Raw genomic sequence first — 22,956 nt, 5'->3', positions numbered from 1 at the left:
TTAATTATAAAAATCTTTTTTCATACAGATGCCATGAGGCAATACCTATGGCAATAACAAGCAGCATACAGATCACCGCCATCACATACGGATTATAGCTGGTGAACAGCCCCAACGTGGCAAATACTCTGATGATAGGGAAGTGGAAGATATAAATGCCATAGGTGAAATCCCCGTACTTCCCGAAATTATTCAAAAACTTAAAAGAATAAGCTATATATAGTACAATAATGCTTAGCATCATCGGTGAGAATAATTTAATATGGAAGATCAGATCGATCCAAACCGTAATGCAGGCAACAATAAAAAGCGGTTGCTTATATTGAATAAATTTGTCAAAATTAAAATAGATCAGCATTCCACCGATAAAATAACATAATGCTCCCGGGATCTGCCTTGAAATAACCACTCTGTCGGTCATCTCAAAATAATTAAGATAGGCCAGTGATAAAAAATAAAGGATGATCAGACTTAAGTTTCGGTACTTATTATTTTTGCCGAAGAACAGGAATATGATAGGAACTGCGGCATAGAAGCACATTTCAATTTTAATGGTCCAGAGCGCCCCGTTCACGGCACCGTTACCAAATACTTCAGGAAGATTTGGAGCCATGAAGTTTAAGAAAACTGAATTCCAGAAAAAATATTTATACGTCTGGATATTGCTGAAATAATCCGTAAAAGACAAGGTGCTTACCAGACTTAGCAATACTGTACAAAGCACAACTACCAGCATATATCCCGGTACAATTCTGTTGAATCTTTTCTTGGCATATTTCAGCAGGGTACTGGTTCTTTCATAGCTCCTCGCGATCAGAAAACCACTTACAATAAAAAATGCGAAAACAGCAATCTCAACAGGGCTGTGCTTTAAGAAAACCAAAGTGTCAGAAGTACTTAAATAACCAAGATGACCTACAAAAACAATAAAAGCTAAGAGAACCCGTATGAAATCAAAATTATTTTTCGCTATATCCTGCATTTTTTTTTCTGCAAAAATAGTTTTTTTAATAAAATAGTGACCCATATCTTCCCGAATGTTTGTTAAATGAAGGTAAATTGCAAATTAAATATTTTATTATAGATAGAAATATAGACTTTTGAAATAATTTTTCACAAAAAACTATTAAATAAATCAAAAAAATTATAATTTTAGCACTTCAAAAATTTGATATATGAAGAAATTAGCATTACTGTTTGCAGGTTTATCCTTATTTGTAGCTACCGGATGTAATGATGATGACGATAATACAATAGAGTATCCGCTTGTGGGAACATGGCAGCCGATAAAAGAGGTTGTAACTACTATTCCGGTTGGAGGAAATGGGGTTTCAGATGAAATCACCTATACGAATTGTCAGAAAGAATCCAGATGGGTATTCGTGGACGGCGGAATAGGGAAAAGGACCGACAAGGGGGATAGTGCTATTCCTAATCAATGTGATACGACTTTTGAGCGTAATCTTACCTATACCTATGATAAGAGCACTAAAGCTGTACAGATAAAGTATCAGGGTATCGTGGCTCCGGATAACGGAAAAGTAACGACGCTCAATGATAACACTTTGAACCTTACCATCGAAGATAAGACAGATCCTATCGAATATCATTCCGTAACTTATACATTCAAGAGAATTCAGTAATAAGTTAAGAATATAACAGAATAAAGATCTCATCTCCGGATGGGATTTTTTTATTGTTATGCTCATGCTAATTAATTAAAAATTAAATTTTAATTTCTTTTAAAATCATTATTTTTGTGAATCCTGATTTTAAGGCTGAAATATGTCTAACATCTAACATCTAACATCTAATATCTATAATAAAGTGTTTTACGATCATCAGCAGATAGAAAAAAAGTGGCAGAAATACTGGGAAGAAAATCAAACCTATAAAACTTCCGATACAACAGACAAACCTAAATTTTATGTTCTCGATATGTTTCCGTATCCATCCGGAGCGGGGCTTCATGTAGGGCATCCTCTGGGATATATAGCCTCCGATATTTATGCAAGATATAAAAGGCATCAGGGGTTCAATGTTCTTCACCCGATAGGATACGATAGTTTTGGTCTTCCTGCCGAGCAGTACGCCATTCAGACTGGGCAGCATCCTGCAGTTACTACAGAACAGAATATTACCAGATACGAAGAACAGTTAAGAAAGATCGGTTTCTCCTTCGACTGGAGCAGGGAGGTAAGAACTTCAGACGCTTCTTATTATAAATGGACACAGTGGATTTTTATTCAGCTGTTCCATTCGTGGTATAATAAAAATACCGATAAGGCAGAATCTATTGATACTTTAATTCGGCATTTTGAAGAAAAAGGGACAGAAGGTTTAAATGCCAATCAGAATGAAGAATTGAATTTCACGGCAGAAGAATGGAGAAATGCTTCTGAAATAGATAAAGAAGACATCCTGTTGAATTACCGTTTGTCTTACAGGGCAGAAACTACCGTAAACTGGTGCCCTGCTTTGGGAACAGTACTGGCCAATGATGAAGTGAAAGACGGAAAATCCGAAAGAGGAGGATATCCTGTGTATCAAAAGAAAATGATGCAGTGGAGCATGAGGATTTCTGCTTACTCCGAAAGATTATTGCAGGGGCTTAAAACTTTAGACTGGCCACAGCCTTTGAAGGACTCACAGGAATACTGGATCGGAAAGTCACAGGGCGCTCAGGTTAAGTTTATAGTTGATGGTTTAGAGTTGAAAGAAGAAACTGACAACTCTCAACAATCAACCGGCAACTATATTGAAGTCTTCACAACAAGGCCTGATACCATCTTTGGAGCAACCTTTATGGTGTTGGCTCCCGAAAATCCTTTAGTGGAAACCATTACTACAGATGCTCAAAAAGTAGAAGTGGATCATTATATAGAAGAAACATCCAAAAAGACAGAGAGAGACCGTCTGGCAGATGTGAAAACAGTTTCCGGAGCCTTTACGGGAAGTTATGCCATCAATCCGTTCAGTAACGAAAAAATGCCGATCTATATTTCAGACTATGTATTGATGGGGTACGGAACAGGTGCGGTAATGGCAGTTCCGGCTCATGACGAGCGGGATCACAGATTTGCAAAAAAGTTCGGGCTGGAAATAAAAAAGGTAGTGGAAACCGATGAAGATATCCAGGAAAAATCCTTTGATTCCAAAACCAGCGTTTGTATCAATTCAGACTTCTTGGACGGATTGAACTATGAAGAAGCCAAAACAAGAATAATTGATGAGGTGGTAAAAAGAAATATTGGCTTCGGCACCATAAACTATAAGCAGAGAGATGCTATCTTCTCGAGACAGCGTTACTGGGGAGAGCCCGTTCCTGTATATTATAAGGAAGGGATGCCTTATACTTTACCGGTATCTGCTTTACCTTTAGAGCTTCCGGAAGTTGAAAAATATTTACCGACAGAAGACGGAGATCCGCCGCTAGGAAATGCAAAAGCTTTTGCCTGGGATGAGGCAAACCAGAAAGTAGTCGCAACGGACTTGATTGATGATAAAACCGTATTCCCATTAGAACTATCTACAATGCCGGGTTGGGCTGGAAGTTCATGGTACTTCCTTAGATATATGGATCCTAAAAATGACGGGGAATTCTGTGCAAAGGATCTTTCAGAGTATTGGGGACAGGTAGATTTATATATAGGAGGAAGTGAACACGCAACCGGACATTTGTTATATTCACGCTTCTGGAATATGTTCTTAAAAGACAGAGGATATATTGATCAGGATGAACCTTTCCAGAAATTGATCAACCAGGGCATGATCCTTGGAATGAGTGCGTTTGTTTATAGGATAGAAGGAACTAATCAGTATGTTTCTAAAAATTTAGCGAATGAATATCAAACCCAGAAGATTCACGTAGATGTGTCTTTATTAAAAGGAACCTCTGATGAATTGAATACTGAAGCATTTAGACAGTGGAGACCGGATTTTGCCGATGCGGAATTTATTCTGGAAGACGGAAAATATATCACAGACAGGGAAGTAGAGAAAATGTCCAAGTCCAAATACAACGTGGTAAATCCTGATGATATCTGCGACGAATACGGAGCAGACGGTTTGAGATTGTATGAAATGTTCCTTGGTCCATTGGAACAGTCCAAGCCGTGGAATACACAGGGACTAAGCGGGGTATATGGTTTTCTAAAAAAATTCTGGAACTTATATTACAACGGAGATACTTTCGAAGTGTCGGATGAAGAACCGTCAAAAGCGGAATATAAAGTACTGCATACCTTAATAAAGAAAGTGGTTTACGATATAGAGAACTTCTCTTTCAATACCTCTGTATCCTCTTTCATGACCGCTGTTAACGAGCTGCAAAAAATAAAATGCAACAAACGCAATATTTTAGAGCCTTTGGCCGTTATCATCTCTCCGTATGCGCCCCATATCTGTGAAGAACTGTGGAGCCTGCTGGGGCATGACACTTCCATAGAATTTGAGAAGTTCCCGGAACTGAATGAAGCCTATCTGGTAGAAGATGAATTTGAATATCCGGTAAGTGTTAACGGAAGAATGAAGTTCAAGATAGCACTGTCTGCCAGATTATCTCCCAAAGAAGTGGAAGATTTGGTGATTGGTGATGAAAAAATGCAGCAGATTTTGGAAGGAAAGACCCCGAAAAAAATCATTGTAGTGCCTAACAGAATTGTGAATATAGTAATTTAAAAAAAAATTAACATTGGTAAATTAAAAAAAATGAGGGCTGAAATTTTTTAAATTTTTAACGTATTTTTAAAAATTACAAAATATTGCCAAAAATTGAGAAAATAATTGAGATATCGGAATTGTATTAAAGTTTCTTTGTCAAAAAAAACTAAAATGTTTATTTCATACTCTTGCATTTTAATTAATTTTGCCTTTAATTTACACCTCGTAAAAAATTTTTAAAACAATATAATTTAGTTAAATATGGAAATGAATGTTTCAAAAAATGATGAGCAAGTAGTTGCTAGAAAGCAAGGAGGATTAAACCCGGGATTGATTATCCCTATCTTATTGGTAATAGGTGTTTGTATCTATTTATTCGTACTAGGTAATCCGGGGAACTTTAAAGCAGATCCGAGATTAACGGGGGGATCAGTTTATTTTTCAGGAGTTCCTGATAAAGAATTACATCCTGAGTCTTTCATGGGAATTATTTACATGGGAGGTCCTATCGTACCTATTTTGATTACGTTTATGATTACGGTAATCGTTTTCTCTTTCGAGCGTTTCTTCGTTCTTAGAAAAGCTTCAGGAGCTGGAAACCTTGATAACTTTGTATTAAAAATCAGAAGCCTTCTCAACCAGAACAAAGTGGATGAAGCTCTTGAAGAGTGTGACAGACAACAGGGTTCTGTAGGTAACGTAGTAAAAGAAGGCCTTACAACTTATAAAGCTTTAGCGAACGATACTACTTTAAATAAAGAACAAAAAATGGTAGCTCTTAACAAGGCTATAGAAGAAGCTACAACTCTTGAAATGCCAATGTTGGAAAAGAACATGATGATCCTTTCTACTTTAGGTACTGTTGCTACATTAGTTGCACTATTAGGAACGGTAATCGGGATGATCAAGGCATTCTTCGCATTAGGTTCTGGTGGTGGTACTCCGGATGCTGCAGCACTTTCAATCGGTATCTCTGAAGCCTTGATCAACACGGCATTAGGTATCGGTACTTCAGCAATCGCTATCATCCTTTACAACTTCTTTACTTCTAAAATTGACGGATTAACTTATAAGATCGATGAGATCGCAATGAGCATCCAGCAGTCTTTTGCAGAATTTCACTAAGAAATAAATTTCTAGCAGGAAATTTGCATAACAAACAAAGAAGTTTAATTTAAAATTTTACAAATAATATGGCGAGAGTCAAACCAAAAAGACATGGGGTAGTTACGGATATGACGGCAATGTGTGACGTTGCTTTCCTACTACTCACGTTCTTTATCTTGACCACTCAGTTTAAAAAACCTGATGTGGAGCAAATAAAACCGCCATCTTCAATATCCGAAAAAATATTGCCGGACGCTAGCTTAATGACGATCAATGTAACTCCCGGAGGTAAATTCTACTTCCAGCCTGTAGAAAACGGAACTGAAAGAATGCAGTTGTTGGAAAGTATGGGTAACCAGTATGGGATAAAGTTTACGAACGAAGAAAAAGCTAAATTTACAAAAGTTCAGGCAGTTGGTGTTCCGATTACTCAACTAAAGAGCTACTTGGATTTACCTGAAGATGAGCAGAAAACGTATAAAGGAGCAGGAGTTCCTATGGACAGTACAAATAAACAATTGGTAGATTGGGTTCAAAAGAGTTTAGCAATAAACCCTGAATATAAACTAGCCATTAAAGGTGACGTTCAAACTGAATATCCAAAAGTTAAAAGTTTATTTGAAGGTTTAAGAGATATTGATTTTCTTAAATTTTGGTTGATCACATCACAAGAAGGTAAAACTGAATAATTATTAGAAATGGCAGAAGTACAAGTAAAAGAGGATGGCGGGAAAGGCGGCAAGGTCCGCTCGAAAAAGCAGAATACCCGCGTAGATATGACTCCGATGGTGGACTTAGGGTTTCTTTTGATTACCTTCTTTATGTTCACAACTACATTTAGTAAACCCAACGTTATGGATCTGGGGCTTCCGGCTAAACCGAAAGAAGATCAGCCGAAGCCACCTCCAACAGAAATTAAGCTTTCTAATTCAATCTCTTTATTATTAGGGAGAGATAATAAAATTTTCTGGCATCAGCAGGATAATACATCCCTTACAGATGCTAATCTTAATGAAACTTCTTTTGACAGAGAAGGAATTAGAAAAATAATTGAGCAGGCAAAAAACAGAGCTGCTGATAAATCCAAATTCACCGTGATTATCAAGCCTACTGATGATGCCGTATATAAAAACTTTGTGGATATTCTTGATGAAATGGCCATTACCAAAAGCGAGCAGTACGGGGTTACTGATGTAAAGCCTTGGGAAAAAGCCATTTACGAGAAGAGAGTTGGACCTGCTCCGGCTGCAAAGTAGTTTAACCATAAATTATAGAAAATATGGCAAATGAAAATACATACAATAGTAATCTTACTTTAGACGAAATTGTATTTGAGCATAGAAATAAAGAGTATGGAGCCTATGATTTGAGAAGCAGCTATCCAAGATTGCTTACCAGATCTTTTCTTATCGGAACTGCTTTCTTCGTTCTTGCAGTAGCTACACCATTCATCGTTATGAAAATTAAGCAGATGAATGCAGACGAAGAAACTAAGGTTGAAGCCAACCTTGTAGATGTATTGCAGGAAGATAAGATCATTGAGCAGCCGGAAGAAGCACCACCTCCACCACCTCCACCACCAAAAGAAGAGGAGAAAATTGAGGTAATTCAAAACGTAGTTCCTGAGCCTGTAAAAGCTCCGAAAATAGAAACTCCGCCACCACCGATTTCAAGACAGTTGGAAACGACAACAGGTTTGCAGAATCAGGAAGGGATAAAGGCACCGGCCTATACGCCGCCGCCGCCGCCGCCTTCCACTGGAAAAGCTGTAACGGCTGAAGTTAAACCGCAGGTGAGTGATACACAGATATATACAGAAGTTGAGCAAAATGCAGAATTTCCGGGCGGAATTAATGCGTTTAGAAATAAATTTCAAAATAATTTTGATGGATCTGCAATGAACGGTGATGAAGGTACTGTAAAAGCTGAAATTATTTTCGTAGTTGAGAGAGACGGATCTATTACAGACGTTAAAGCAAGTGGCTCTAATTCTGACTTTAATGCAGAAGCTGTCAGGACTATCAAATCTATCAAAAACAAATGGACTCCGGCTAAAATTAACGGTCAATCTGTTCGTTTACGTTTTAGATTTCCTGTTTCTATGAATTTTGAAGGATGATATTATCTTTAAATTATAAATAATAATGAAATAAAGAGAAGCAATCGCTTCTCTTTTTATTTTTTTTGGTATTTTTGTTATATGATGTTCAATTGGTTATCCCTGGTCACCGGGTTTTTTTATATCGTTTTAGGTATTGTAATTATTACCTATAAATTCTTCTTTATTATTCTGGAACCTGCAGTTGCTTATCCTTTGGGAATTGTAATGATCCTTTATGGTATTTTCAGGATCTTCAGAGCCATATCCAGATTTAAAAACACAAGAAATGAAGAATAAGCTGCTGTTGCTGTCTTTAATGCTTATGATCTTAAGCTGCAATAAGAAGAAAGACGAAAATATTCCTACGTATCATAAAGGAAATCTTACGATCCTTACCGATGAATCCTTTAAAAGCATTACGGAAGCGTTAACAGAAGGGTATATGATCAGCTATCCCGAAACTCATTTTAAAGTAGAGACGAAGAAAGAAGACCTGGGATTTTTAGATTTATTAAATAATAAAGCTAAGCTTATTGTCATGTCAAGAACTCTGTCTCCACAGGAAATCAAAGCCTATGAGGAAAAAGTGGATCTTAAATATCTGCCTGCGAGATTTGCCGCAGATGCTGTTGTTTTTGTAGTTCCTAAAAACTCCCCAAAAACAAAGATTACCATGCAAGATATTAAAAATGGCCTGAATTCTGAAGAGAAAAACTTCATTTTTGACGGAACCAATTCCAGTAATCTGAATTTTGTAGCCGAGAAATTGAAAAAACAACCGAGAGATTTAAAATTTTCCATTATTTCGGGAAATCAGAACATTATAGAGCAGCTGGATAAATATCCTGAAAAAATTGGAGTTATCGGTCTGAATACTTTTAGCAGACCCTATGATAAAACCTCTGAGAAATTAAGAGAAATGGTTAAAATATTACCTGTTGAAAATGAAGGAAAAGAATATTATCCGGATTCGCAGGGATTAAGAGGGATGAAGTACCCTTTTACCAGAGTATTATATTTCTTGACGAGTGAAGGTAATTTCAGCATCGCTAATGGATTTATCCGTTATTCATGTACCCAGCTTGGGCAGATGATTGTTCAGAAAGAAGGCTTGCAGCCCTATAATCTGTACAAAAGAGAAGTACAGATGCGTTAAAAAATATTAAATAAAATTTTTACCAGATTATTTTGGTCTGAAAATTGTGTGTAATTAATTCAGTTTTAGAAAAATATAAAATGAAAGATATAATGAATATGAACGTAAAGAAGATTGCTTTAGGAGCAGCAGTGGTGTTTTTTACCAATTTTGCCTTTGCGCAGACATTACAGGAAGGTATTAACAGTATTGATAGCGATAAGTATGCACAGGCTAAAAATAATTTTACCGCAATGATTGCTAAAGAGCCTACGGCCGAAAATTATTTTTATTTGGGAAATACCTTTTTAAGACAGGCTGAACCTGACTTTGCTAAAGCATCAGAGAATTTTAATAAAGGGCTTGCTGCAGATGGTAAAAGCTACCTTAATAAGATAGGGCTCGCGGCTGTGAAGCTGGGAAAAGGCGATAAAAATGCAATTGCTGAGATCCAGAAAATTGTAACTGATTCCAAAGAAAAAGATGCAGAAGTACTTTTCAGAGCGGCTGAAGCATTAACCTTATTTGAAAAGAATAATGCGCCTGATTTAGCGATCCAGTTCCTGAATAAAGGGATTGAAAGAGCACAGAAAAAAGAAGTTCCTGCTCATTATTATTATACCTTAGGGGATGCTTACCGTTTAAAAAGAATCCCGGGAGATGCTATGACTGCTTATGACAAAGCGTTGCCTCTTGCTAAAAACAAAGCTTCTGTTTATACAAGAATGGGGACTCTATGGATGGCCGCCCAGCAATGGCAACAGGCAAAACAGAATATAGAAAAAGCAATTTCGGTAGACCAGACCTATGCACCGGCATACAAAGCATTGGCTGCCTACGATATCAAATATCAGCAGAACGCTAAAGCAACCCAGGATCTGATCAATTATACAAAATATGCTGATGAAGACCCATATACTCAGTTGGAGATTGCTAAATTATACTTCACCAATGAAGATTATGCAAATTCCAAAATGGTATTAGATAAGATTTTTGATAAAATTGATGATCCTATTAAATTCAAATTAAGAGCTTATCAATTATATTCCGATGGGAAGTATGCTGAAGCAAAACAGAATATGGATACTTTTGTTTCCCAAGCGGATAAATCAAGAGTACAGCCTGCTGACCAAGGATTACAGGGCCTTATCGCTGCAGGATTAGCCAAAGATGAAAAAGATGCCGCTAAAAAAGCAGCATTGACTTCCGAAGCACAGCAGAAAATTGCTATTGCCAAAGCGGCTAAAGATGAAACTATGAAGTGGGATATGGAATTGGCAAATATTTCCGGTGGTGGAGCTTCTCAGGCGTCTGCTGATGCAGGACCAACTACTCCTGAAATTGAAGCCCTGAAAAAACAAGTAGCAGCTAATCCTCAGGATACCGATGCTATATATAAGCTAGCTAATGCTTATCAGGAAGCTAAAAACTGGAACGGAGCATCTCTTACCTGGCAGAAAATGATTAATTTACTTCCTGATTGGGCGTCTGCTTATTACGGTCAGGGATATGCTTATCAGCAGGCTGGAAATAATGATGCCGCAAAGTTATCTTATGAAAAATACATCTCTACTGTGAAACCTGCAGATGTTGAGGCTAATAAGCAGACCTTAGCATATGCTTACTTTGCAGTAGCTTATATTGCTAAAGATTCAGATCTGGCAAAAGCTAAAGATTATGTAGCAAAATCCTTGCAGTTAGATCCTGCATACGAAGATGCAGTAAAGCTAAACAAAGAGATCAATAAATAATTTAAAACTTAAATTATAGATACACAACTTCCCATTCTGAATGTTTGGGAAGTTTTTATTTTAAGTCTTATCTTTGAATATATGAAAACAGATATACTTGCATTCGGGGCACATCCTGATGACGTGGAGCTGGGATGTGGAGGTACTATTGCCAAATTGGTTTCAGAAGGTAAAAAATGTGTTATTGTGGATCTCACCCGAGGTGAGCTTGGAACCAGAGGCTCAGATGAAATAAGAAAAGAAGAAGCTGCCAGTTCGGCAAAAATCCTGGGTGTTCTTGCAAGAGAAAACTTAGGGATGAAGGACGGCTTTCTTGTGAACTCGGAAGAATATCAGCTGAGAATTGTAAAAATGATCCGAAAATACCGTCCTGAAATCGTTTTGAGCAATGCCATTGATGACAGGCACCCGGATCACGCAAAAGGTGCAAAATTAGTATCAGATGCATGCTTTTTATCCGGATTGAGAAAAATTGAAACGGTAGAGCAAGGGGAAAACCAGGAAGTATGGAGGCCCAAGCATATTTTTCACTATATCCAATGGAAGCATATTCAGCCGGAATTTGTTATTGACATATCAGAACACCTTCATAAAAAGATCGAGGCATGTATGGCTTTTAAAACTCAATTTTATGATCCGGATTCCAATGAGCCCATCACTCCTATTGCAACCAAGGATTTTTTAGAAAGCTTAACCTACCGGGCGCAGGATTTAGGGAGGTTATCGGGAGTCACTTATGCTGAGGGATTTACGACGGAAAAGCTGATTGCGCTGAAAAATTTTGATGGAATTATTTTGTAGGTTAAATTTTATCTCTATATTTGCAACCACAAAACGGTGATTGTAGCTCAGTTGGTTAGAGCGTCGGATTGTGGTTCCGAAGGTCGTGGGTTCGAGACCCATCATTCACCCATTATAGGTCATCCCGCTTTTTTAGGCGGGATTTTTGTTTTAAATAGATCTTATAGTTTCTATGATTTTCAAAATAAGCCTTAAGTATATCTCTTTGGTTCTTCAAAACTTTACTTTTACTCCTAAGGATTTTTATTAAATTTGCTTAAAATTATGTTATCTATGAAAAATCTATTGTTTATTTTTCTTCTAATAAATGCTAGTTTATTTTCCCAAAATAAAAAAAAACATGAAATTCTTTTACCATATAGAAATGGAAATCTTTGGGGACTTTGTGATACTTTAGGGGTCGTAAAGGTAAAACCTACATTTGAAAAAATTGAAAACTTTGCAATTAATAAGAAATTTTATGGCAAATATGTTGTTAGAAAAAATAATAAAATTTCGGTAATCGATCAGTATAAAAAAATATTGCTGAATGAAACTGAAGATTATGACTCTATTTTTGTTACAGATTCAAATAGAGAAACTACTATCTTTAAGAATGGAAAAATGGGAATGTTGATGAATTTTAAACCATTTATTCCAACAGAATATGATAGAATTAATAAAAAAGCTAATGGCAGTTATGTCGTCAAAATAGATGAATTAGAAGGTTTGATTAATTCAAAAGGACAGCTTATCATACCTGTGGAATATAAGTATGTTTCCAGATCTTATGATAAAGAGGATGAAAAAAATAAACAATTTGTTTGGGAAGCAGAAGGTGTTTTTGTAAACAAAAAATTCTATGATGATATCTATATACCTGAAGCGTCAGAAGAAGATATTCTTGAACCTCCGGCTCTAATTGGTGTTCAAGAAGCCAGACCTCCATCAGATAAAATAAAAGAGGCGAAAAAAAGACTTTTAGAAAAGTATGATAATGTAAGTTTTTATGAAAATGAAAATCTAATTTTTGTAGATAAGGATAAGAAGAAAGGTGTTTTGAGCTATCCTGATGAAACTGTAATTTTCGATATAGAATATGATGATATAGATTTTATAGGTCATGAAAAAGAATCAGCAGTATTTCTTTTGAGAAAAAATGGAAAATCAGGGATATTGTTGAAAAATAAAAAAATTATTTTACCATTAGAATACGATGATATTACCTATGAATATGATTATGGAAGATATTATGTCCTGAAAAAAAATAGCAAAAAAGGAGTTTTTTTATTGAATACCATCTATAAACCGATTCAGGCTAAGTATAAAACTATCAAACAAATTCCTCCAATACCAGTTAACGAAAATTGGCAATTTGGACTTTTTGAAACAGAAACTATTGATGGGAAAAAAGGAATTGTAGGTGAAAACGGTGTAGAATTTTTTAAGAATTAGAGATGAAGAAAATATGGTCTGTTTTAATTATTTTATCAGTTTCATTCAAGGCTCAGGTTGGTTTTTTTGATTCCTATTTTATGTTTACCCAAAAAGACTTTTATAATCTTAATGAAGGGATCTCTCATTCTACTTATGAAGACGGTGATTATAAAAAGACAATAGAACTTCTTCAGAGTGATTATTATAGATCAAATCCCGAACCCGCCTTTTACATTAATTCTTTACTTACTTATAACACTAAAGGAAAAGATGCTGCTTTTGAGATGGTTTCTAAATCTAGTTATAGCAATGAAAAAAAAGAATTTTTGAAACTTTGGCTTACTTATTTTTCAGAATTTCGTGATGACTATAAAATATTGTTTTCGGCTTTTGAAAAAAAATATCCAGATAATCCTGAATTTTTCAAATTTAAAACTTATCTGGAAACAAAAGAGTATTCAAAACTTTTTGGTAATTCTAAAGAATTCTGTGAGACATTTTATAAAAAAATGGATGAAGCGATTGCAAACTCAAAGTTTTCAGAGGAAAACAAAATGTTTTTTCGCCTTGCAAAATTAGATATTAAAGATTTCAAAGAAGAATATGAAGAGGCAAAAAAAATGAGAATAGACACATTGTATAATCTTTGGAAAGGTAATAAAAATTTATTTTCATACAAGGGTTTGGAAAAAACTATATCGGGCTGTGAAAATTCAAAATGCATGGAAATGAACGCATGGATTTTAACAGAAGAAAGAAATACGGAAAAAAACATTTATTCTGCTGAGGAAGAGATATTAGGAAAACTTATTGCTCAGGAAAAAGAAGGTAATAAAGGAATTCCTGTTGCAGAACTTGAAAATACTTTAGAATTGTTTTTATCAAAACTTGATGATGGCAAAAAAGAAGATTTTAAAGCATTATTGTCTATATACTTCTTAGATAAGGAGATTAATTTTGGAATAATGATGAAAGGACTTTTCAATCCTATTCCGTTTTCTATGAATTTCAGAAAGAAATATCAATCTTTATTGACGAAGGAGCAGATTGTTTCACGAATGAAGCAGATGTCAGAAGATCCAAAATATACCAATGCATTCAATGAGGGAGCAATAGTTAAATTTCAAAAGGAAATTGATAAATTAAAAGTTTATGGTATAGATGATTTAAGGGCAATGTATGGACTTTTAGTTTTCTCAAATTACTATGGTGGGCTTTTGTCCAAATCTTTCGAAAAAATAGGAATGAGGACTAATCATCCGTCTGAAAAACAGAACGCAAATTACAAAGAGTTTCTAAAGTTTTATGATGAAAATCCAATGTATAATAAAAAAGACCTGTATTTTGATGGGATGATAACGGATGTAAGAACGTATGCCGATTTACAGGATTTTATAAGCGGAACAGATGCTCTTATTGTAAAATATAAAGGTTCTTTACCTATCAGAAGTATGGCACTTCAAATGATAGGATGGAAGAAAAATCTTGTGCCAAAGGAAAAATATCAGGAATATCTGTCCATGTTTTTTATAAGATTAGTGGATTTGTATGATGAGATTCAAAGCGTCTATTTTGATAATAATGATTATATGCTTTTAACAAATATTGTACTTGAAGGAGATCAAAGATATAATTATCCAATTTATAATGATTTTTATAAATTATTTAGTAATGATAATTTAGAAAAAGGTTATCAATATTTGCTAAAAAAAAGCAAAGCAAAACCACATCAAAATAATTTGAAAGCTTTTTCAGAAAGTTTAAATAACTTTATAATAAAACATTAATGATAAGGTAACGTATCAGATGTGTTGATTTGAAGTTTTTAAAACATTAGTAATTGATTTACAGTAATTTAAAAAAATAAAATGAATAGTAAAAGAACAACCTTCGGGTTGTTTTTCTATTTTTGCAAGCTCAAAATCGCCTAAAATGAGCCAAGAATCTATCAAGTGTTTCAGATGTGTTGATGAAAAAATTTTAATGGTAAAGAATGGAAAAACACGATCAGGTAAACAACGTATTTATGTAAAATTTGTAGGGCAACAAGAGTAGAAAATTATACTTATTATGCTTATCAAATCAATATTGATGAACAAATTACCCTATTGACTAGAGAGGGCTTGGGTATTCGAAGTACGGCAAGAGTTTTACAAATTTCCACGACAACCTTACTAAAAAGAATTCTACTAATTGCAAAAAACATTAAACAACCAATAATTCCGATGGGTAAAGAGTATGAAGTTGATGAACTATGTACTTATGTTGGAGATAAAAACAGGAGAACTTGGTTAGTTTGTGCTTTGGAAAGACAAAGTCGTAATATCGTGAATTTTAATGTTGGAACAAGAACTAATCAAACACTGAGAAAATTAACTGAAAATCTACATCTTTCTCGAGCAAAAAAGATATTTACAGACAAACTTCCTAGTTATAGAACATTGATAGAGAAGAAAGTTCACAAAATAGTTCGTTATGGAACTAATCATTTGGAGCGGTTTCATCTCACATTAAGTATTGACTAATTCATATAAACATTTTTAAATAGAGTTTTGAGCTGTTTTTTCTTCTGCAAGTTAATAAATTCCTAGGGTTATCATTCAGAGAAGAATGAGGACGAAAAAGATTATAATCCCATTTCCAATCCTCAATTTTTTTCTCTGCATCTTCCAATGATAAAAACCGATTAACCGATAAACACTCATCCCTGAATTTCCCGTTAAAAGATTCTACATAAAGATTATCCGTGGGTTTTCCGGGTCTGGAAAAATCTAAAACCACTCTGTTTTCATACACCCATTTATCCACTTCTTTGGAGATAAATTCACTTCCATTATTGCATTGTATCCTTTCCAGCCTACATTTTTCCAAGATGCAAATCTTTTCTAATTCTATGGCTACATCCGTTCCTTTTAATGATTTTCCAGTCATAAGTCCCAAACATTTTTTACTAAAGTTATCCACTACAGTTAAAACCCTGAAACGATTCCTATTATACAAATAATCCTGAATAAAATCCATACTCCAGACCTTGTCGATTTTGGAGTTTTCCAACCGTTCTAAACGATGAGCTCCCGCTCTGTTTCTTCTGGGGCTTTTGCTTCTTAAATCAAGTCCTTCTTCTTTATAAACCCGATAAACCCGCTTATGATTGTCGGTAAAGCCTTCCCGTTTCAAAAGTATATAAATTCTTTTAAATCCGTATCGAACCCTTGTTTTGGCTATTTCATTGATCCGCATTCTGAGTAAATGATCTTCGCGAGAATGAGACTTATAATAAAAAACTGATCGTGCCAATAATGCACATCGCCAAGCGTGCTGAACCGAGATTTGATATGATTCTATCAGCCACAAAGACATTTCTTTCTTCTGAGTCGCCGTTATAGCTTTTTTTATTACTTCCTGAAGCATCTGTTTATCCAAACTTAAATATGCAACAAGTTTTTTGAGCTGAGCATTTTCTTCCTCCAGCTGGCGAAGTTTTCGAAGTTTCGAAAGACCTAAATCTCCGTATTTCTTTTTCCAATTGAAAAATGTGGCCTGTGAAATCCCATTTGTCGACATATTTCATCAACCCGGGTTCCTTCTTCCGACTGTTTTATCGCAAATACAATCTGATGTACTGTGAATTTTGACTTTTTAATTGTACCAAATTACCTTTTTTTGTTATCTGATACCCAAAATTCTCTATTTTTAAACTGTCTAGTTTTTCGGGAAGAGGTCATCTTTTTGATGGCAAAGAGGGTGTTTTTGACCGATGTAAAGGGGGCTTTTTAATGTGGTTTATCCAGTATAATCTTTTCAACTCTTCTTCTTGAGATGGAATGCCCTTTTCGCTTTAGCTCCGCTGCAATTCTGGGACTTCCATAGGTAATAATTACTTTGTTGATGAATCTCCATGATCAAATCTGCATATCTACTTTCCTACAATCTTCTTTTTCTAAAATCAGGTTAAACTATTTAATTCTTTATCCATTAGAATTGTTAGTATAAACTTTAGCCGTTACGTACAATTAAAAAAAAATAATTACTCCTACTTTTGAATGAGCACTTTACTTTAGTTAAAAATCAATTTATAAAACTCTGTAGAATGAAAAAAAATTTACTATTAGGAAGCATTCTGTTTTCTACTTCCATATTTTCCCAAGTGGGAATAGGGACAAGCAATCCACAGGCTACATTGGATATCGTGGCAAAGATTCCCACCGGCACAGCATCCGGTGTGGATGGAATTATTATTCCGCGAGTTGATAGAGAACGTGCACAGAGCATGAGCAGCGTGGTTACCTCCACTATAATTTATGTTAACAATGCCTCTACAGGAAGTATGACAGGAACAGCAGCTCATATTGACGCAATAGGATTTTATTATTTTGATGGAACATCATGGGAAAAGTTAATGGGTTCGGGAGGAGGAGAGCCTGACACCAGTATTTACAAGAGTGACGGTACTCTAGTTGACAACCGTACGGTTACGATGAGTGATAAGACGCTAAATTTCAATTCATCTGCATCAACCGGCACAAGCCATTTTGCTGTGGATGGAAATACATTTTCCGTAGATGCACTCAATAACAGAATTGGAATCGGTACTACAAGTCCCAACTCAAAGTTGCAAGTAGCCGGTGGTATTACCTCTACAGCCACAGGTATAGCTTTTACAGGGAACGGAGTATCGCTTAGCTCGGAAACTAATTATGACAGATTGCAATCTTGGAATTCACGTCATCTGATACTAAATTCTCAAGGTAACAATGTGGGGGTAGGTTCCACCACCGTTCCTGTTGCACCTTTCCAGGTAGGAGACAATAAGTTTCGTTTCTATCCCGCTGGTACTGGAAGCAAAACCGACCCTATTTTCATGTTGGGAAATAATGGGAATTGGCAACGAATCACTACAGGGTCCGCAGCCAACATAGGCTTTTGGGCAAATGGCAATGGAGCAACTGATGACGCTGCTCAATTGATGTTGACCTCGGCAGGAAACCTGGGATTAGGTACCACGGGTCCTGGCACCAAACTGGATATAGTGGGACAGGCGGTCCGTTTGACCAATTCAGCATTTACTTCTTATTATGAAGCTACCAACGGTTCCTCACGTTTACTTTTACAAAATGATAATGGTGCGGGGTACGTGGGCATGCTAGGTGCTCAGGATTTTGCCATTAGAACAAACAATCTTGCAAGATTAACGGTACTCTCGGGAGGAAACGTGGGTATTGGAACAGCATCTCCCTCAACACTGCTTCATGTAAATGGTACAATTACAGCCTCCAGAATACAAGGTCCTTCGGACATCCGTTTCAAGACCAATGTAAAACTTATAGAGAACGCATTGGGGAAAATAATAAAGCTGAACGGTTATACCTATGATTGGAAAGATGCTTCTCAATTTCCGGGACAGACATTGGGAAAAGGACATGATGTGGGGATAATAGCTCAAGAAGTGGAAAAGTTATTTCCCGAAGCGGTAAGTACTAATGCTGAGGGATATAAAGCCGTAAACTACTCCGCATTGATTCCGGTACTAATAGAAGCATTGAAAGAGCAGCAAAAACAGATTGAAGGACTGAAAAAGCAAGTTAATCAGTCATACCATCCGTCGGTTTCCCTTTAATAATGATGATCATGAGCATACATTTGAAAAAAATAACCATCATGGTGTTATTGCTTGGCATATGGGCAACATCAATATTTTCCCAAAATACAGCTTCTACAAGCGGAGATTGGGATAAATGCCAGACTTGGGGCTATCCTGTCACACTCTTTCAAAATAATACGGATACCAAAACCGTTAATACGGGAATTGTGGTTACATCCAATGTTGGTTGGAGCACACAGGCATTAGTACTCAACGGGACGGGTGCGGTTACATTTTCCGGAACCGGTAATTATGTGAGATTTAATGGGGACAACGGTGACGATAAAACATGTCGGACTAACGCCGTGCAGAATCCGGGTGTATGCAGCAATTCAAATGGCTGGAGTCTCGGAGGATGGAATTGGGGTACCTGTGAACTGTGGACGAGTGCCGATGGTACAAGCACTGTTACAGCAACTCAAAGCCTTAGTAATGTGGTAACAACCGGAAATGTACTGCGTTTCAGCGTATGTGTGAACAATAGCATTTCCCCTCCTAGTGGTTCAAAATCTTACCTGCGGGTAAAATATAATGGAGTCATTTATGCGACTTTGGATAGTCGGGGAGGCGGTGGCACTACTGTTACAGTAACACCGCAGAATGGTGCTTCAGGCTCAACTTACAGCTTCGGCTGGACTAATTGGGTGGATATATCTTTCAACCTTCCCACAATTCCCAACTCTGGTGTATTAAGTCTGGAAGGGCAGGGAACAGGCAGTATTGGAGATGATTTACAAATACGGAATATAGAACTAACAGGATATCTCCCATAAGACATTTACTAATTTTATTGAGTATTAGCAATCGACCTCATTCAAGAGTATAAAAAACTGAATTTGCAACAAAAAGTTGGACAAATTAAAAGATCTGTTTTATGCAAGTCATGGTCGGAAGATTTTTTCTTCCGACTTTTTTGTTAAAACCAAGGGAAGTTATTTTGGTCAATTATTTGATTTTTGTGATTTTTTTTTTATTTGAACTTATTTTGTTATATCTAAAACGATTATCTTACAACTTCCAAAACAGTTACCTCCAACGCACCTTACTCCAGATTTGTAGTATATAAATCGTATGGGGAAACCACTAACGGGACCTATCGTGATCTCATTGCAACATCTTCAGGTTATCGTTTTTATCCATCAGCAAGTTCCCCTACAAATCTGATTGTTCAGCAAAATGCAGGAGGATCTGCACCTATGCGTGCCGATGATAAAGTTAAAGATAATGTGTCATTTATTGCGAATGCCAATTATCTTGGAACTGCTGCCAATGCATTATATATTAACGGTACTAATGCGACTACCGGAGTTAGCAATACGGCAACTTACTCTAATGATGCCCTCCAGATTGGCGGAAGGAGCGGAAGTGAGTCTCTGCGCGGTATTGTTGCAGAAGTAATAAATTATGACGGTACCGTTTCACTTTCTGATATACAAAAGATAGAAAGCTATTTGGCTATAAAATATGGGATAGGGATAGGACACGATTATATAAGTGGATCAGGAACTACACTCTATAATTCCGATGGTTCCGGAAGTACGTATGGCTTCGACAATAATATTATAGGAATCGGTCGGGAAGATGCATCAGAACTTTATCAGAAGCAGAGTGTTGCCAATGAGCGCGGAGACATTATTATCATAAGTAACAATGGCACTCTTGCTGTAGATAACGCTAACAATACCAGCACCCTGAACAATGGCGATTTCTTTGTAACCGGCAATAATGGCGGTTCTCTTATGGGAACTCTTAGCCTGCCATCCGGACTGACAGGGGTCAATAGGATTCTTACCCGTCGCTGGATGGGTAGAGTTACGGGAACATTAATGCCCCCGACTTTATTGCGCTTTGATCCTTTGAGAATCAACAATCTTGTATCAGGAGCTCAAGCATACCTTATTGTAGCAGATGATGCAGCTTTTACTACCAATGTTCAACAAATACCAGCTACACTTAATGGTAGTTATTATGATGCTGTTTATAGTTTTAGCGGGATTAAATATTATACATTAGCCTGGCAGAATCCAGTTACGCCTACTGCACCAACCGGAAGTAATTTACTTGCGAACGGTGATTTCAGCAACGATTATACAGGCTGGACAACAGACTATTCTATTACAAGTGGCACTAACGGTGTTATTATCAGCAACGCTCCCCCTGCAACTCCTACCTATTGGACCTATCCATCGGGTTCAACGCCAAGTGGTGGTAAATATCTGGTTATAAACGGTGCCAATGACTATAGAGTGGCTTATAGGCAAACAGTACCTGTAACCCCCGATACGGCCTATAATATAGGCATGTATATTTCTAATGTTAATGGAAATAATGCCAATATGGGTGTGTATATCAATGGTGTTAAAATTGGCGAAACAGGAGCATTGCCCAGTACATATGTATGGAGACAGTATTCTTGGCAGTATGACGTCCCGCCAGGGATTGTCAGTGTAATTATGGAGTTTAGGGCAGAATATTCTGCTGCCTCCGGCAATGACTTTGCCATAGATGATATAAGTTTTATTAAGAAAAACTCTACCACAGCAAATGTTGACAAAGCACCGGGAGGAGTTACCAACGGACTCTTAGTATGGCATAAGGCAGACACAGGTGTTACTGCCAGTGGAACCAATGTAAGCAGTTGGCTAAACATGCCGGATGGTACCTTTGCCACTAACGATGGTTTGTTGCAGCATACCCCCCGGCTGATGGCTGCTAACAGCAACAATTATAATTTTAACCCATACTTGGATTTTGTTCAGGTTATTGGATATGGCGATACGAATTTCTTGGCCAATACGGGTACTATAAATTATTCCCAATATTCTACCAACTCTACAGGATATTGGAGCCCCACCGGTACAAAATCCCTTACTGCTTTTTTCTCTATGAAATATCCAATTAATGACATAGGTACAATTTTTTCAATCTCTGAAAGTGGCAAGACCGGAGGTGAAGCTTTTGATTCCGGCGAGCTTGCTACATTCAGTCAATTTACATTAACGGGTGGATTAAATGGCCTTTCAACCCCGGCTAACGGACAGTCGATCTTTGAACATAAACTGGTTGATGAAACATCTGATAGGCGTTACTTTTACCAAAATCTCAATCTTCTCAATACAAGTAATCTTACTGTAACTATAGGGAATGGGGGGTATTTAATAGGTTCTGATCAGAGCACGTATTTTAGTGGAAATAACAGATCATTCAGGGGAACGATAAATGAAGTAATAGGTTATGATACTAATATGAGTGCTGGTGAAGAACACCGTATCCGTAGCTATCTTGCTGTGAAAAACGGGATTACCCTGGCCGAAGATTATATTGCCAGTGATGCTAGTACCATCTCCTGGACCCATGCAGCTAATTCAGCCTACTCCAATAATGTGACAGGAATAGGAAGGGATGATTTTACAGATTTGCACCAAAGGATCTCCACGTCGGCGAGTGCTGTTAATAGGTTGGTGATCTCTACAAATTCCGATTTTATAACGGCTAATACCTCTGCCAACCATACCGATATTTCAGCTGACAAAAAATTTCTGATAATGGGAGATAACGGCCAGGCTTATAATAATATGACAAATGTAACAATATCCGGTCAGGCTTTCGCAAGATCTAACAAGATTTGGAAAGCACAAGATACGGGAGATATGGGTTGTATCAACCTGAGATTTAATATGACCGGAGCAGCAATTTTGGGAAGTGGACTCAAATGGTATGTCATTGTTGCCGATGATGCAGCCTTTACAACTAATGTGAGAGTAACTCAGATAGATCCGGTATCGGGCTATATCTCAGCACCTGTAAGATTCAATAATGCGAATTCGTCTAATAACTATGTTACATTGGCACAATCGGTTCCCATAGCAGCACAACCACAAGGACCAATATTGCCATTCAAAGATGTAGCAGTAAGTTTACAAAGCGATTGGCTGCCATCAGCAACTAATACATATTTGGAAGTCTATGCCAAAAGCCAGGGTTTTGTAGTTACCAGAATAAACGGAACATCAAACATTGCTTCCCCGATTGAAGGTATGCTAATCTTTGACACTTCAGACAGCAAATTCAAGATTTACAACGGAACCGTATGGAGAGAATTTAAGGATTTTAGCGGATCTATCGGGTCTGGTTCTTTATGTTTTTAGTTTAAATTTTATATCATAATTAAAATGAAAAATAAAATAATCATATTAATATCCCTATTTTCAATAGGTTTATTCACAATAGCAAAGGCTCAGATTGCTATAGGGAAAACTATCATTACAAATTCCAGTGTTTTGCTGGAATTTGGTTCAGACCCAAAGGGAATTCGCTTAAATCCTGTCGAAGACGTAACACT

General features: G+C 36.6%; 19 protein-coding genes and 1 tRNA gene. 17 read left to right on the top strand and 3 right to left on the bottom strand.

The annotated features are described in order from the left end of the window. Window positions 1-4 precede the first annotated feature (4 nt). A complete protein-coding gene (locus tag HNP38_RS14265; RefSeq protein ID WP_184190677.1) occupies window positions 5-982 on the bottom strand; it encodes an acyltransferase family protein in 978 nt (325 codons plus the stop codon). Window positions 983-1,175: 193 nt separating this feature from the next. Between HNP38_RS14265 and HNP38_RS14260 the strand changes: the two genes are divergently transcribed. From HNP38_RS14260 to HNP38_RS14195, 14 genes are all read left to right on the top strand, one after another. After that, window positions 1,176-1,643 (top strand): lipocalin family protein, encoded by a 468-nt coding sequence (locus HNP38_RS14260; protein ID WP_184190675.1) that lies wholly within the window; start codon window positions 1,176-1,178, stop codon window positions 1,641-1,643. A 184-nt stretch (window positions 1,644-1,827) separates the two neighbouring features. Next, on the top strand, window positions 1,828-4,680 hold the full coding sequence (leuS, locus tag HNP38_RS14255; protein ID WP_184190673.1) for a leucine--tRNA ligase: 2,853 nt from the start codon (window positions 1,828-1,830) through the stop codon (window positions 4,678-4,680). A 243-nt stretch (window positions 4,681-4,923) separates the two neighbouring features. Then, window positions 4,924-5,787 (top strand): MotA/TolQ/ExbB proton channel family protein, encoded by an 864-nt coding sequence (locus HNP38_RS14250; protein ID WP_184190671.1) that lies wholly within the window; start codon window positions 4,924-4,926, stop codon window positions 5,785-5,787. Window positions 5,788-5,855: 68 nt separating this feature from the next. Continuing rightward, a complete protein-coding gene (locus tag HNP38_RS14245; RefSeq protein WP_184190669.1) occupies window positions 5,856-6,458 on the top strand; it encodes an ExbD/TolR family protein in 603 nt (200 codons plus the stop codon). Window positions 6,459-6,467: 9 nt separating this feature from the next. Next, complete coding sequence (locus HNP38_RS14240; protein ID WP_184190667.1) at window positions 6,468-7,025, top strand: ExbD/TolR family protein; 558 nt, start codon at window positions 6,468-6,470, stop codon at window positions 7,023-7,025. Window positions 7,026-7,048: 23 nt separating this feature from the next. Next, window positions 7,049-7,888, top strand: coding sequence for an energy transducer TonB (locus tag HNP38_RS14235; RefSeq protein ID WP_184190665.1), 840 nt, complete (start codon window positions 7,049-7,051; stop codon window positions 7,886-7,888). 81 nt (window positions 7,889-7,969) lie between these two features. Beyond that, the gene (locus tag HNP38_RS14230; RefSeq protein ID WP_410493772.1) at window positions 7,970-8,167 is read left to right on the top strand and encodes a C4-dicarboxylate ABC transporter; all 198 of its coding nucleotides are present in this window, start codon (window positions 7,970-7,972) and stop codon (window positions 8,165-8,167) included. After that, window positions 8,157-9,026: a PstS family phosphate ABC transporter substrate-binding protein gene (locus HNP38_RS14225; RefSeq protein WP_184190663.1), complete on the top strand. Its 870-nt coding sequence runs from the start codon at window positions 8,157-8,159 to the stop codon at window positions 9,024-9,026. The genes HNP38_RS14230 and HNP38_RS14225 overlap by 11 nt, the downstream gene beginning before the upstream one ends. Before the next feature lie 80 nt (window positions 9,027-9,106). Beyond that, the gene (locus HNP38_RS14220) at window positions 9,107-10,756 is read left to right on the top strand and encodes a tetratricopeptide repeat protein (RefSeq protein WP_184190661.1); all 1,650 of its coding nucleotides are present in this window, start codon (window positions 9,107-9,109) and stop codon (window positions 10,754-10,756) included. 81 nt (window positions 10,757-10,837) lie between these two features. Then, window positions 10,838-11,557: a bacillithiol biosynthesis deacetylase BshB1 gene (bshB1, locus tag HNP38_RS14215; RefSeq protein ID WP_184190659.1), complete on the top strand. Its 720-nt coding sequence runs from the start codon at window positions 10,838-10,840 to the stop codon at window positions 11,555-11,557. Window positions 11,558-11,592: 35 nt separating this feature from the next. Then, a tRNA-His gene (locus HNP38_RS14210) sits at window positions 11,593-11,668 on the top strand. Between the two features lie 162 nt (window positions 11,669-11,830). Beyond that, window positions 11,831-12,991, top strand: coding sequence for a WG repeat-containing protein (locus HNP38_RS14205; RefSeq protein WP_184190657.1), 1,161 nt, complete (start codon window positions 11,831-11,833; stop codon window positions 12,989-12,991). Between the two features lie 2 nt (window positions 12,992-12,993). Continuing rightward, the gene (locus HNP38_RS14200; RefSeq protein ID WP_184190655.1) at window positions 12,994-14,760 is read left to right on the top strand and encodes a hypothetical protein; all 1,767 of its coding nucleotides are present in this window, start codon (window positions 12,994-12,996) and stop codon (window positions 14,758-14,760) included. Between the two features lie 246 nt (window positions 14,761-15,006). Then, window positions 15,007-15,498 (top strand): IS1 family transposase, encoded by a 492-nt coding sequence (locus tag HNP38_RS14195; protein ID WP_184190829.1) that lies wholly within the window; start codon window positions 15,007-15,009, stop codon window positions 15,496-15,498. A 1-nt stretch (window position 15,499) separates the two neighbouring features. On the opposite strand, the gene HNP38_RS14190 is transcribed toward HNP38_RS14195, so the two are convergent. Together HNP38_RS14190 and HNP38_RS18225 are read right to left on the bottom strand one after the other, a co-directional pair. After that, window positions 15,500-16,617, bottom strand: a protein-coding gene (locus HNP38_RS14190; RefSeq protein WP_317166738.1) for an IS3 family transposase whose coding sequence is annotated in 2 segments (ribosomal slippage) — window positions 15,500-16,521 and window positions 16,521-16,617 — 1,119 coding nt in all. Because the reading frame shifts where the segments join, the coding sequence is not laid out codon by codon here. A gap of 129 nt (window positions 16,618-16,746) precedes the next feature. Further along, a complete protein-coding gene (locus HNP38_RS18225; protein ID WP_410493774.1) occupies window positions 16,747-16,848 on the bottom strand; it encodes an IS3 family transposase in 102 nt (33 codons plus the stop codon). A 215-nt stretch (window positions 16,849-17,063) separates the two neighbouring features. Here HNP38_RS18225 and HNP38_RS14180 point away from each other — a divergent pair, with 215 nt between their 5' ends. The 3 genes from HNP38_RS14180 to HNP38_RS14170 all read left to right on the top strand — a co-directional run bounded on the left by HNP38_RS14180 (window position 17,064) and on the right by HNP38_RS14170 (window position 22,762). Further along, a complete protein-coding gene (locus HNP38_RS14180) occupies window positions 17,064-18,590 on the top strand; it encodes a tail fiber domain-containing protein (RefSeq protein WP_184190653.1) in 1,527 nt (508 codons plus the stop codon). 11 nt (window positions 18,591-18,601) lie between these two features. Beyond that, window positions 18,602-19,387, top strand: a complete 786-nt coding sequence (locus HNP38_RS14175; RefSeq protein ID WP_184190651.1) for a hypothetical protein — start codon at window positions 18,602-18,604, stop codon at window positions 19,385-19,387. A gap of 423 nt (window positions 19,388-19,810) precedes the next feature. Further along, window positions 19,811-22,762, top strand: a complete 2,952-nt coding sequence (locus HNP38_RS14170) for a hypothetical protein (RefSeq protein WP_184190649.1) — start codon at window positions 19,811-19,813, stop codon at window positions 22,760-22,762. Window positions 22,763-22,956: the final 194 nt, after the last annotated feature.

Origin of the sequence: Chryseobacterium defluvii, assembly GCF_014204415.1 — a bacterium.
Lineage (GTDB): Bacteria > Bacteroidota > Bacteroidia > Flavobacteriales > Weeksellaceae > Chryseobacterium > Chryseobacterium defluvii_A.
Note: the sequence above shows the minus strand (reverse complement) of the source record. Positions and strands in the feature narration are given on the sequence as shown.